This is a genomic window from Acidobacteriota bacterium (assembly GCA_026393675.1).
Lineage (GTDB): Bacteria > Acidobacteriota > Vicinamibacteria > Vicinamibacterales > JAKQTR01 > JBAXOX01.
In genome coordinates this window covers 19,622-33,118 of record JAPKZQ010000044.1, presented here as the reverse complement: position 1 = coordinate 33,118, position 13,497 = coordinate 19,622, and the positions used below count along the sequence as shown (strand labels likewise).

Below are 13,497 nucleotides of genomic sequence, written 5' to 3'. Positions count from 1 at the left end.
TTGATCGCAAGATGTTACGGAAAGACACGTCAAAGCCGAAATCGCCCCTCGCCGGATATCCGTCGTTTCATGATTCTCCCACGGACGCATGAGCCCGGGTAGAATTACTGGAGGTGGTTGCAGGGTGATCTGCGAGAGAACATCGTGACATTCCGGTCATTGGGCGCATGGGCCACGGCGGGCGTGGCGTTGTGGATCTCGCTGGGCGTGCTCGACGTGGTCGACGGACCATCAGGCACCGTCCGGATCGCCATGTTGCCGGGGCTCGCGCAACTGGCGGGAAGCGTGTCCCTGGCGCTGCTGCTCGGTGTCCTGTTTGAACTCCGCGCCGCGCCAGGCAGACCGACGACCGATCCGGTCCTTCCGCTCTACGGGTTGGCGGTGCTGCTGCTTCCCTACGTGCCGTGGCTGGCCGACGGGTTGCCCGTCCTGCGGGTGTTCGCCGGCCCAGGCCGGTATCTCGTGTGGGTGATCGTGCTCGCCCAGGTGGTGTGGGCCGCCCTTGGATCGGGCGGCGGACGCCAGGTGGTTGCCGCACTGCACGTGCTGCCCGCCTCTCGCGCCTTCCTGATCGTCTTCTCGGCCACCATGCTTGTGCTGGTCGGAGCCTCTCGCGGGCTGGCGCCGTCCGGAGTGCTTCCGAGCGGCGATGAACCTCATTACCTGGTCGCCACGCAGAGCCTGGTCAACGACGGCGATCTCAACGTCGAGAACAACTATCGACTGCGGTCGTACTCGGCGTATTACGCGAAGGATCTCGACGCCCGCGCCGCGAAGGCCGGGGCGACGCTGTTGCCGATTGGCCTGCCCCTGATACTGATGCCTGGCTTCTGGATCGCCGGCTACGCGGGCGCCGCGCTGTTGCTGAGCGTGCTGGCGGCTCTGGCTGCCGCCGTGGTTTGGCTGTGGGCCAGACACGTGACCGATTCGGTCTCCGCCGCGACGTTTGCCTGGGCGGCGACGGCGCTGTCCGTGCCGGTTGTGGTGGGCAGCGTGACGGTGTCACCAGATGTTCCAGCGGCACTGCTCCTCGTGCTGGCGGGAGCGTGTGCGCTGTGGAACGCTCCGCTGCCGATGACGGGCGGCCCAGGACGCGCGCTGGCGATGGGTCCATGGCGATCGCTTCTCGTAGGTCTCGCCGCTGGAGCGCTGCCGTGGTTCCACGTCGCCTATCTTCCGGCCGCAGGCGTCATCGTTGGCATCGGCGTGTGGCGCTGCTGGCAGACGACACGGGCGGCCGGTGGCCGGGGACTCGTGGCGTCGGTCGGCCTGATCGTCGCACCAACTGCGGCCAGTGTGGCGGGTTGGCTGACGTTCAATCTCGCCACCACCGGGTCCCTGTGGTTGTCGCCTGCCTACTTCGGAGGCCCGGCGCCGTTTCCCGGGCTCAATCTGGTGGGACGGCACGCGCTCGCGCTGCTGGTCGATCAGGAGTATGGCGCCATCAGCTATGCGCCAGCGTTCGCCATTGCCATTGTCGGGCTTTGGGCCCTGTGGCGGCAACGGGGACAGGCTCGCGCATTCGCGATCGAGTTGAGCCTGCTGCTGGCGGCCCTTGTTGGATCGGCGGCGGTGGTTGACGCGTGGCGCGGTGGCGCGTCGCGTCCTGGCGAATTGGCCCTGCCTGCGCTGCTGGTGGCCGCGGTGCCCCTGGCCTACGAGTATCGCCGTGCGGGACAGCATCCGGAACGCCGGGCCATCTACCGACTGCTGCTCCTGATGGGCCTCGGGGCGAGTGTCGCGACGCTGACGGTTGGCGGCGGTGCGCTCATGGCGCATGGGCACGAAGGGGTGTCTCGCCTGATCGCATGGTTGTCGCCCGACTGGCACCTCTGGGTGTATGCGCCGGATCTGCTCGCGCAGTCGGCGTGGCTCGGCCTCGTGCAGGCTGGCATCTGGCTGGCGGCCATTCTGGTCGGCACGGGCCTGGTCGGTTGGCTCTCGACTCGAGGCCGACGACCAGCAGATTCGCGCACGGGACGCGGGCTCGCCTTCCTGCGAGCCGACGCGGGTTCCCTGCTCGCGGTCCTGCTGGCCACCAGTGTCATGCCCGTCATGATCGGATCGTGGCTTAAACCGGGTCCGGACGCGCGCGACCGGCGCCACATTGAGATGCTCGACAGCTTCGATCCGCACGCGCGCCCAATCGCCCTGCGGATGGATCCGTTCTCGGTCGTCGAGGCGCGGACCGTGCCGAGTCTGTTCGAATTGTCTGCCAGGCCGGTGGCCCCAGTGGCCGGCCAACAGGAAGGCGCGCAGTTCAACGCCCGGTTTGCGTTGCCAGCCGGACGGTACCGCATTCAGGTCATTGGACGTGCGACGCTGTCGGACGAGGGGCCGCTCTCGGGACGCCTGGCGCTTCGGGCCGGAACCTGGGGCGGCTCGATGATCGAGTGGGGCATCGAGGGTACCGATACGCGCCAGTGGAGCGATGCCTTTGATCTGCCCGCCGATATGGGCCTGGTGAGCTTTGCGACATCCGGCAAGCTCGGGAAGCAGGTCAGAGAACTCCGGATCGTTCCCTACCGGGTCGTGCCGTTTCTGGATCGGATTGCCGCCGAAGACGTGCGCGCGGCGGCCGCGTACGACCGCCTGCTGTTCCTGTTCCACGACGAGCAGGCGTATCCCGACGCCACCGGATTCTGGGTGCGTGGCGCGAGCCGGGCCAGAGTGTCGGTGGTCTCGCGATCGGGCCTGCTGATTTCAGACCTGAAGCTGATGCTGCGCAGCCGGGTGCCCAATACCATCCACATCGAGATGCCGGATCGCGTGTGGACCGAACAGTTGGCCGCAGACGAGGAACGGGCCATCCTGATCAAACCCACGTCACTGGATGGCACCGTGCGCCTGGTCATCACTGCCGATCGCGGCTTCTACCCCGTCGACACGGAACCGGGCAGCACCGATCGGCGGCACCTCGGCTGCTACGTCCGGATTCTCGAATAGCCACACGGTCACCGCGCGACTGCTTCCGAAGGAGATCACCATGGCAATCAAGGACGGGTTGCTCCCCGAGTTCGATCACGAGATGGCTGTCACCCGCAAGGTGCTCGAGCGGGTCGCGGAAGACCGGTTCGCCTTCCAGCCCCACGAGAAGTCGATGACGCTCGGTCGTCTGGCCTCGCACGTCGCCGATGTGTCTTCCTGGGGCCAGACGATCCTGAAGGACGCGGAATTCAACATGATCTCCGGGGCTTCCGTGACTCGGACCAAGTCGACCCGAGCCGATGTGCTGGAAATGTTCGACGACAACACAAAGAAGATCCGCGGACTGCTGGCAGGCATGAGCGACGCGGACCTGATGAGTCCGTGGGTGTTCAAGCAGGACGGCAAGGAACTCTTCTCGATGCCTCGGGCGGTGGCCTGGCGCTCGTGGGTGATGAGCCACCTGATTCATCACCGGGGCCAGCTCAGCGTCTACCTCCGGCAGACCGGATCCAAGGTGCCCAGCATCTACGGACCGAGCGCGGACGAATCGTGATCGCCACGATCCGCACGTCGGCGCCAGAACTGATCTGGCGTGGGCGTCGGCGACCACTCTTGTGATGCGTTCGCCGTTCACGCCGCTTCGTTATGGTCTCGCCGCGCTGGCATTCTGCCTCGTGGCCACGCTCAACAGCGGTGGCTACCGCTTTGGCGTAGGCGATCAGGCGTTCCACCTGCCGGCCATCGAACGTCATCTCGCTCCCGAGTTGTTTCCTCGCGATCGTGTGGTCATCGAGGCTCAGGACGGGCTCACCCTCGTCAACCGCGTCGCGGCCCTCGTGGTCTCGAGAACCGGAACGACCGTCGCGCAGCTGTTCGCCGGAGCCTACCTGCTCACGCTCGTGCTACTACTGGCCGCGAGCCTGAGTGTCGCGCGTCAGCTGGGACTGTCGCCATGGGCCCAGGTGGCCCTCATCGCGGCCATGACGTTGCGCCATCGCGTAGGCTTGACCGGCGTCAACACGCTCGAAAGCTACATGCAGCCGAGGATGCTGGCGTTTGGCATCGGCATGGCAGCCGTCAGCACGTATCTGCGGTCCCGGATCTGGCTGGCCATCGGCCTGGTGGCGCTCGCTGCGATCGTGCATCCGACCACGGCCTTCTGGTTTGCGGTGTGGCTCGGCGTGGCGATCTACGTCAGCGATCCGCGATGGCGGAGGCTGCTCGCCTCGGCTGCTGCGGTGGCCGCCGTGGGAATGGTCTGGACGGTGGGATGGGGTCCGCTCGCCGAAAGGACCGTGCGGATGGACGCCGAGTGGCTCGCGGTGCTCGCGGCCAAGGACTATCTGTTTGCGAACGCCTGGCCCGCCAGCATGTGGCTCGTCGCAGGCCTCTACGTGGCGGTCGTCCTCGCGGTCTTTCTGATTCGCCGCTCGGCCGGCCAGTTGCACCCGCGTGAAACCGGTCTCGTCATGGGCGCGCTGGTGCTGGTCGGGATCTTTCTCGCCACCCTTCCGCTGGTCGCGCGCGGGATGGCGCTGGCCGTTCAGCTACAGATCTCGCGACTGTTCTGGATGCTGGACGTGCTTGGCACGATCTACTTGGTGTGGGCCGTCGCTGACGGTCCGGGACTCCGGACCAGTTCGACATCGCGCGGAACGACGTCCCATCGTCGCGCCATGGTCGTCGCCATCATCATGGTGTGCGCGGCGATCGGTCGCGGGGCGTACGTCATGTGGATCGAACATCCCGGACGGCCGGTCCTGGAACTGTCCTTGCCGCACACCGATTGGCAGGACGCGATGGACTGGTTGAAGGCGACGCCGACGACGACGCATGTGCTGGCGGACCCGGGACACGCGTGGCGCTACGGCACCAGTGTGCGCGTGGCGGCGTCGCGCGATGTCTATCTGGAAGAGGTCAAGGACGCGGCGCTCGCGATGTACTCGCGCCCCATCGCGATGCGCGTCGCCGAACGGATCAGGGCCCTCGGCTCGTTCGACGCGCTCACGCCGCAACGGGCGCGCGAACTGGCGCGACGCTTCGAGATTGACTATCTGGTCTGCGAGCGGACGCTCGACCTGCCGGTCGCGTACCGCAACGCGCGGTTCTTTGTCTACCGCGTGCGCTGACTTGCCGGGGGAAGCGTCCGTCCACCCGGCGCCTTCTCCCGGCCTCGAAGGGCGCGACCACCTCCGCCAAGGCTACGGCGGTCCGCCGAAGCGACACGCGAAGGCGGATGAATCGCGCCCCTACTTCCCCGCCGGCTTCGAGAGCGTCGGATACGCCACGCCCAACTGCTCGAGGTACGTCTTGTACTTCGCCGGGTCGAAGTAGAACTTCTTCATCTTCTCGCGGTACTGCTCCATGATCTTCGCGTTGAGGAACGTCGGCGGCTTGTCCTGCGGCCGCAGGAGCGGGATGTACTTCTGGTCCTTCGTCTGGACGGTGTTGTAGTACTCCCACGCCTGCTGGAGGAGGGCCGGCTTCAGGAGCAGATCGATCATCGTGAGGGCGTGGACCTTCGCGCCGGCCGTGCACCCCTTGTGCGCGATCGGGGTCGCCATCGCGATGCCGCTCGACCAGTGATGGCCGGTGGCGCCGGGGATATTCGCCGGGTACCGCAGCGTGATGGTGGGCACCGTCCACGAGACATCACCGATATCGTCAGACCCGCCGCCGCGCTTGTCCTCTTCCCTGATCGGCTCACCGAGTTTGCCGACTTCCATCTCGAGTCCGCGCTCGGTCTGTTTCAGCTCGCGCTGCACCGCCCTCGCGAAGGCCTGATCGGCCTCATCCCACTTCGGCATGCCGACCTGCTTGATGTTGGCGTAGGTGGTCTCGGCGACCACCTTGTTGAAGTGCTGCGGCCACGCAGCACCCAGCACGCGTGAGGTCACGGTCGTATCAGTCATCATCGCGGCCGCGTCAGCCATCTTGTTGCCGATATCCCACATGTCCTTGATGTGCGGGTAGTCGGTCTCGCGGAAGTAGTACCAGACCGACGCCGTGCCCGGCACGACGTTGGGTTGATCGCCGCCGTCGGTGATCACGTAATGCGATCGCTGCTGGATGCGCAGGTGCTCGCGGCGGAAGTTCCAGCCGACATCCATCAACTCGACGGCATCAAGCGCGCTGCGACCACGCCACGGCATGGCGGCGCTATGAGCCGTCTGTCCCTTGAACTGATACTCGACCGACACGAGGCCGTTGCCCGCGTCCGACCCCCACGAAACGGCCATCGCGCTTGACACGTGCGAGAACAGGACGACGTCGACGTTCTTGAAGAGGCCGTCGCGCACGTAGAACGCCTTGGCGGCCACGAGTTCCTCGGCCACGCCAGGCCAGATGATGAGGGTGCCGGCCAGTTTCTCGCGTTCCATGATCGCCTTCACGGCGAGCGCCGCCGTGATGTTCATCGGGACGCCGGAATTGTGCCCCTCACCATGTCCCGGTGCGCCCTCGACCAGCGGCTCGTGCCACGGCACGCCGGGCTTCTGGTTGGTCTGCGGCAGGCTGTCGATATCCGACCCGATCGCGATCACGGGCTTGCCCGAACCCCATGTCGCGGTCCACGCCGTGGGAATGCCCGCCACACCTTCCTGGATGGCAAACCCGTTCTTGCGCAGCACGCCCTTCAGGTACGTGGACGTTTCGATCTCCTGAAAGCCCAGTTCGCCGAAGCTGTACACCTGATCGATCATCTGCTGCGTCAGGTCCTTCATGCGGTCGACATCGGCGATGGCCTGCTGCTTGAACGCCTGCACGCGCGCGTCGACGGGATCAACGGTGAGTTTCTTCGGGGCCTGAGGCGGCGGCGCGGCGACGAGGGCCACGCCAAGGAGTAGCGACAGCACGGTGGTAGCAACCTGTCTGGCTCTAGACATCATGCGCTCCTCGCGTCTACATGGTTCGGGATAGCCAATCGCGCAGTAGTCTACTCCAGCCGGAGGCCAGGCGCGCTGCCACCGGGCACCAAACGCCTCGTCCTGCCGCCGCGCGCGTCGGTCGGGAGGAGGCTTGGCGGTGCGTGCGATAGACTGGACGTCTGATGCACGACTTCGCTCCACCGGGTTGGCTGCGTGGCGGCCACCGGATGACCATTTACGCCTGGGCCCGGCGCCGCCGTTTTCCGGACCTGCCGTCGGCCTCGACGCGCCTCTTTGATGTGGAGGCCCGAACCCGCGTCCTCGCGCACTGCCACTGGCAGGACGATCCGCGGGCCCATCCCACGCTGGTCACGCTGCACGGCCTCGAGGGGTCGAGCACCGCGCACTACATGCTGGGCATCGCCGACAAGGCGCTTCGTCGCGGCTTCAACGTCGTCCGCCTGAATCAACGCAACTGCGGCGGGACCGAGCACCTGTCCGAGGGGCTGTACCACTCGGGCCTCACTGCTGATGTGGTCGCGGTGCTGAAGGAACTCGCCGAGGTGGATGGCCTTCCCTCCATCGCGGTGTCGGGCTATTCGCTCGGCGGCAACCTGGCGCTGCGGCTTGCGGGCACGTTTGGCGATGAGGCGCCGGCCTGGCTCCGCGCGGTCTGTGCGGTCTCGCCCACGCTGGAACTCGGCGCCTGCATGGACGCGATGGAACGGGGCGAGAACCACCTCTATGAGTGGCACTTCATGCGCAGTCTCCGGCAGCGGATTCGCCGGAAGGCACGCATGCACCCGGAACGCTATGACGTTACCGGACTCTGGCGACTCTGGAGCATCAGAGCATTTGACGATCGCTTTACCGCGCCGCATCACGGGTTCAAGGACGCGGCCGACTACTACTACCGCGCCGCGTCGATGCGGGTGGTGGACCAGATCCGCGTGCCCGCGCTCATCATCACTGCTGAGGACGATCCGTTCATCCCGGTCGAGCCGTTTCGCGATCCGAAGGTCACGGGAAATCCGCACATTTCGCTGCGCATCACGCGCTACGGCGGGCACTGCGGCTATATCGAGGATGCGCGCGACGGGTACGACGGCTACTGGGCCGAACAGCAGATTGTGGAGTTTGCGGCGACCCACGCACGGATCTGATCGGCTCCGCCCGAGGGCGCGGCTTTACCCTGGGTTCGACGGCGCGCTACAGTGATCCACATGACACGGGCACGATTCGCGCTCATTCTGATTCCCCCACTCGTCCTCCTGACCGCCTGCGGCGGCAGCAAGCCGGTCAACTCGCGCGAGTACCCACTCGAAGGCGAAGTCCTTCGCATCAAGGCCGACCGCACGGAGATCACGATCAAGCACGGCGACATCAAGGGGTTCATGCCCGCGATGACGATGCCGTTCCCCATCAAGAATCCGACGCTGCTGGACGGGCTCGCTGCAGGCGACCTGGTCAAGGCGACGCTCGTGGTCACTGACGAGGAGTCATTCCTCTCGACGCTGCAGAAAACCGGGAGCCTTCCGCCCGAACGCCGAAGCCATGGCCAGCCCATGCTGCCCGACCCCATCAAGCCTGGCGCCGCCATTCCGGATATCACCCTGACCGATCAAACGGGACAGCCGCTGGCGCTCTCGAGCTACCGGGGCCAGTATCTCCTCTTCACGTTCATCTACACCCGGTGCCCGTTGCCAGACTATTGCCCACGAATGAGCAAGTATTTCGCCGCCATCCAAGGCGCCCTCGTCCAGCGACGCGCGCTCAAAATGGCCGTGCGGCTGCTTTCCATTTCGTTCGATCCGGACTTCGATTCTCCGCAGACGCTGAAGGCCTACGCCAGAAACGTCGGAGCCGATGCCGCGATCTGGCGGTTCGCGACCGCGCCGCGCCGCGAGATCGACGCGTTCGGATCGGCGCTCGGCCTGAGCGTCACGCGCGAAGGCCCAACAGGTGAGAACATCACCCACAATCTGCGGACGGTCCTGATGGACCGCCGCGGCACACTTGTGAAAACATACAATGGTAGTGATTGGTCCCCTGACGAGGTCGTCAGGGATGTAGAGGCACTCATCAAGTAGCCCCGCCTCTCCGGCACCCGACAACGCACGGGTCGCGTTCTGGGGTCCCCCAACGCCCCCCAACCGTGCGCAGGAGTTCCCCATGAGTGAGATGGTCCTGCTTGGCGACGAAGCTGTCGCGCTCGGCGCGGTTCACGCCGGCCTCACGGCCGCGTACGCGTATCCGGGCACGCCGTCGACCGAGATTACCGAGTATCTGATTCGCTATCAGCGGAAGCACGGACGGCCGATCGCCCAGTGGTGCGCCAACGAAAAGACGGCGTACGAAGAAGCACTTGGCGTGTCGTTTGCCGGACGGCGCGCGCTCGTGTCGATGAAGCACGTCGGGTTGAACGTCGCGGCCGACCCCTTCATGAACTCGGCGCTCATCTCTATCAACGGCGGCCTGGTCGTGGCCGTCGCCGACGACCCGGGCATGCACAGTTCGCAAAACGAGCAGGACAGCCGCCTGTTCGCCGACTTCGCCCGTGTGATCTGCCTGGAGCCGTCGTCGCACCAGCAGGCGTACGACATGACGCGCGAGGCGTTCGATCTGTCCGAGCGTTTTCAGATCCCCATCATGATCCGGCTGGTGACGCGGCTCGCGCACAGCCGGGGCAATGTCACGGCTGGTGAGCCGAGGGCGGAGAATCCCGTGGCGAAGTCCGCGACGCCGGCCTCCTGGATACTGCTGCCGGCCAATGCGCGCCGGCAATGGCGGGCCCTGCTCGATCGGCAGCCCGAGATGCGGCGCTATACGGCATCGTGTCCCCACAACACCGTGACCGGGGCCGGATCTCCCGCGGAATTCGGGGTCATCACGACGGGACTGGCCCGCAACTACTACATCGAAAACCTCGAGGACCTCGGCATCGCGCCTCCGCATCTGCACGTGGGTGCGTATCCGTTTCCCGCCGACGCCATTCGCGCGTTTGTCGGCGGTCTCCGGCGAGTCCTCGTGCTCGAAGAGGGGTATCCCTACCTGGAGCGGGCACTGCGCGGCATCGTCCCGCCGGCTGTCGACATCCAGGGCCGCGAATCCGGCCACGTGCCGCCCGACGGCGAACTGAACCCTGATATCGTACGAACGTCGCTCGGCCTGGAAGCGCGGCGAGGGCTGATGATCGAAGGACTGACGCTGCCATCCCGGCCTCCACAGTTGTGCGCCGGCTGCCCGCACGGTGACAGTTTCCACGCGATGACGGCCGCGCTCGCCGGATTCCCCAATGCGGTCGTGACCTCGGACATCGGGTGTTACACGCTCGGGGCGCTGCCGCCCTACAGCGCGATCCAGTCGTGCGTCTGCATGGGCGCGTCGGTGGGGATGGCCAAGGGCGCCGCCGAAGCCGGTCTGCATCCGGTGGTCGCGGTCATCGGCGACAGCACGTTCCTGCACTCGGGCGTGACACCGCTGCTCGATGCCATCACCGAAGACACGCCGATGACGCTGCTCATCCTCGACAACAAGACGGTCGGGATGACAGGCGGCCAGCCGACCATCCGGCCGTCCTCCCAACTGGAAGGGCTGGTCCGGGGACTGGGCATCCCCGCCGATCACCTGCACGTGCTCGAAGCGCATCCGCGCCACGACGCGCACAATACCGAGGTGCTGCGACGCGAGTTCGAGCATCGCGGGTTGTCGGTCGTCATCGCCGTGCGCGAATGCCTCGAAACGATCAAGCGCGGGAAGCAGGAGCAGGCGGCCGCGACGGCCTGAGCGAGCATTGTTCACCGGATCACCTCGTAAGAATGCGCAGCCGCCATTGCGAGTCGAAGCACTGAGGACGCCATCATGAAGTTCGACATCATCGTTGCGGGCGTCGGCGGACAGGGCGTGCTATCGGTCTCGGCGATTATCGCGTCGAGCGCGATGCACGAGGGATTGTCGGTGAAGCAATCCGAGGTGCACGGCATGTCGCAGCGCGGCGGCGAGGTGCAGGCCAACCTCCGGCTCTCCGACAAGCCCATCGCGAGCGACCTGATTCCGCGCGGAATGGCGTCGCTCGTGCTCAGCATGGAGCCGCTCGAGAGTCTCCGGTACCTGCCCTATCTGTCGGACACCGGCACGGTGCTGACGTCGACCGACGCCGTCACCAACTTCGCCAGCTACCCGGAGATGGAGGGATTGCTGGCGCAAATCCGGGCGTTGCCGCACGCCATTCTGATCGACGCCGAACGCCTCGCACGACAGGCCGGGTCGGCCCGCGCCACCAACATGGTGATGGTCGGCGCGGCGTCCCACCTGCTGCCCGTCAAGCTGGAGACGATCGAACACTTCGTCCGCACGCTCTTTGCGGCGAAGGGGACGAAGGTCGTTGAGACCAACCTGAAGGCGCTGGCGGCGGGACGCGAAGCCGCTGCCAGCCGGTAGGTCCGTGCACAGCATATGAATACAGCGCTCATCACACAGGTGTTCCACACGGCGCGCCGCGACGGCCGTGACGTCCTGCTCGAAACCGAAGGCCTCCAGTTCCTCACCGCGCTCGGGCTTCCGGCGCCAGGGCACGTCTTTGTCGGCTCAGCCGCTGACGTCTCAGAAGTGGCGCTGGGACGATTGGCTGGCACCCGGGTCGCCATCAAAGTCGTGTCACCGCAGATCCTGCACAAGAGCGACATTGGCGGCGTCGCCATCGTCGACAAGACGCTGCGGCAGGTCGCTTCCACGATCGCGGATATGCACGCGCGCCTGGGCGGGCGCGGCGTGGTGGGCTACACCATCAGCGAGTTCGTGCCGCATGCCACGGGTCTGGGGAACGAGTTTCTCGTTGGCCTTCGCTGGACAGACGATGCCGGCCCGGTGGTGACAATCGGTGCGGGCGGCATCTACACGGAGTTTCTGGCAGACCACTTCAAGGTGGGCCGGGATGTTGCCGTGCTGTCGCCGGACCTGTCCACACCGGACACCGTGCGCCACGCGCTGGAGCAGGTGGCGGTGGTGCAGTTGGCGACGCGTGCGCTGCGCGGTCAACCAGCCAGGCTTGCGCTCGATGCGATCATCGGCGTGGTCCAGGTATTCCTGGAATTGGGGCGCACCCTGGGCGACCAGATCGCAGAATGCGAGGTCAATCCGTTCGTCCTTGCATCTGACGGCCGCCTGACCGCGCTCGACGTGCTGGTCACGTTGCGCGACCCCGATCAGCGCCTCGGCACGGCGGCACCGCCCAGGCCCCTCGCCAAGCTGAAGTACCTGCTCGAACCCCGGTCGGCCGCGATCATGGGCGTGTCCGAGCGGCTCAATCCCGGCCACATCATCGTCAACAACCTCATCCGCGAGGGATTCGACCGCGACCGGATCTTTATCATCAAGCCCGGCAGCGAACGTCTCGAGGGATGCCGGTGCGTCCCGGACATTCGATCGCTGCCCGAGCGGGTCGACATGTTTGTGATCTGCATCGACGCCGCGCAGGCGTCGGGGGCGCTGGTCGAGATTGTCGAGCGGCAGGCGGCCGAAAGCGTCGTGCTGATTCCCGGCGGACTCGAAGAAAAGGCAGGCAGCGACGCGATCGTGCGGCGGATGCGCGACGCGCTGGCGCAGGCGCGCCAGAGCGCGTGGGGCGGGCCGGTGATCAACGGCGGCAACTGTCTCGGTATCCGATCGATGCCCGGTCGCTACGATACGACCTTTATTCCCGAGTACAAGCTGCCGGTGCCAACGGGCGCCCCGTCCCGCCTCGCCATCGTTTCGCAAAGCGGTGCATTTGCTGTCGCACGGGCCAGCAAGCTGGCGACGCTCAATCCGAAGTACGCCATCACGCTTGGCAATCAGATGGATCTCACGGTTGGCGACTATCTGACGTATCTCAAAGACGATGACGGCATAGACGTGTTCGCGGTGTACGTCGAGGGGTTCAGGCCGCTCGACGGGCTACGGTTTCTGAAGGCCGCCCGTGCGATTACCGATTCGGGCCGGACCGTTGTGTTGTACCGGGCGGGCCGGACCCCTGCCGGCGCAAAGGCGTCGGCCAGCCACACGGCGTCAATTGCCGGCGATTATGCCGTGATCCGGGCGCTGGGGCGCGAAGCCGGCGTGATCGTGGCCGACTCGCTGGAGGATTTCGACGATCTTACGCAGATGTTTACGCTGCTTGGCGCCTCGCGCCCCAAGGGCTGGAACCTCGCCGCCGTCTCCAACGCCGGGTTCGAATGCGTGGCCATCGCCGACAGTCTGGGGTCGTTCCAGCTTCCGCCGTACGGCCCGGCCACTGAGCGCGCCTTCGGCGAGATCTTCGCGAAAAGTCGCATCGATCAGGTGGTCGACGTGCACAACCCGATTGACCTCACGCCGATTATCGGTGACACGGCGTACGCGGAAGTTGTGGAAGCGGCTCTGGACGATGAACGGTTCGATGCGGCCGTGATCGGCTGCGTGCCGATGACCGGCGCCCTCAATTCGCTGCCGGGTGGCGAGGGTCATCGCGAGGACTTCCACCGACCGGACAGTTTCGTGAGCCGCCTCGCCGGCATGCGCGGCAGGAACGGCAAACCGTGGATTGCCGTTGTCGACGCCGGTGCGCTCTACGACGCGATGGCCAGGCACCTGGTCGCGGCTGGCATCCCGACGTTTCGGGCCGCCGACCGGGCGATGCGGCTGTTCAACGTGTACTGCGCGTCGCGGATGCGCGGGTCATTGTAAG

General features: G+C 66.0%; 9 protein-coding genes. 8 read left to right on the top strand and 1 reads right to left on the bottom strand.

Annotated features, from left to right (window positions below):
- Window positions 1-144 precede the first annotated feature (144 nt).
- The 3 genes from NT151_11395 to NT151_11385 all read left to right on the top strand — a co-directional run bounded on the left by NT151_11395 (window position 145) and on the right by NT151_11385 (window position 5,057).
- Window positions 145-2,946: a hypothetical protein gene (locus NT151_11395; protein ID MCX6539518.1), complete on the top strand. Its 2,802-nt coding sequence runs from the start codon at window positions 145-147 to the stop codon at window positions 2,944-2,946.
- A gap of 40 nt (window positions 2,947-2,986) precedes the next feature.
- Window positions 2,987-3,481, top strand: coding sequence for a DinB family protein (locus NT151_11390; protein MCX6539517.1), 495 nt, complete (start codon window positions 2,987-2,989; stop codon window positions 3,479-3,481).
- A 64-nt stretch (window positions 3,482-3,545) separates the two neighbouring features.
- A complete protein-coding gene (locus NT151_11385; GenBank protein MCX6539516.1) occupies window positions 3,546-5,057 on the top strand; it encodes a hypothetical protein in 1,512 nt (503 codons plus the stop codon).
- A 120-nt stretch (window positions 5,058-5,177) separates the two neighbouring features.
- Here NT151_11385 and NT151_11380 read toward each other — a convergent pair whose 3' ends face one another.
- Entirely contained in the window at window positions 5,178-6,812 is a 1,635-nt protein-coding gene (locus tag NT151_11380; GenBank protein ID MCX6539515.1) for an amidohydrolase, read from the bottom strand.
- A 164-nt stretch (window positions 6,813-6,976) separates the two neighbouring features.
- Here NT151_11380 and NT151_11375 point away from each other — a divergent pair, with 164 nt between their 5' ends.
- The 5 genes from NT151_11375 (at window position 6,977) to NT151_11355 (ending at window position 13,496) form a co-directional block, all read left to right on the top strand.
- Window positions 6,977-7,957 (top strand): alpha/beta fold hydrolase, encoded by a 981-nt coding sequence (locus NT151_11375; GenBank protein MCX6539514.1) that lies wholly within the window; start codon window positions 6,977-6,979, stop codon window positions 7,955-7,957.
- 60 nt (window positions 7,958-8,017) lie between these two features.
- Complete coding sequence (locus NT151_11370) at window positions 8,018-8,884, top strand: SCO family protein (protein MCX6539513.1); 867 nt, start codon at window positions 8,018-8,020, stop codon at window positions 8,882-8,884.
- Between the two features lie 82 nt (window positions 8,885-8,966).
- Window positions 8,967-10,580: a thiamine pyrophosphate-dependent enzyme gene (locus tag NT151_11365; protein ID MCX6539512.1), complete on the top strand. Its 1,614-nt coding sequence runs from the start codon at window positions 8,967-8,969 to the stop codon at window positions 10,578-10,580.
- A 75-nt stretch (window positions 10,581-10,655) separates the two neighbouring features.
- Window positions 10,656-11,234, top strand: coding sequence for an indolepyruvate oxidoreductase subunit beta (locus NT151_11360; protein MCX6539511.1), 579 nt, complete (start codon window positions 10,656-10,658; stop codon window positions 11,232-11,234).
- Window positions 11,235-11,249: 15 nt separating this feature from the next.
- Window positions 11,250-13,496 (top strand): acetate--CoA ligase family protein, encoded by a 2,247-nt coding sequence (locus NT151_11355; protein MCX6539510.1) that lies wholly within the window; start codon window positions 11,250-11,252, stop codon window positions 13,494-13,496.
- Window position 13,497 lies beyond the last annotated feature (1 nt).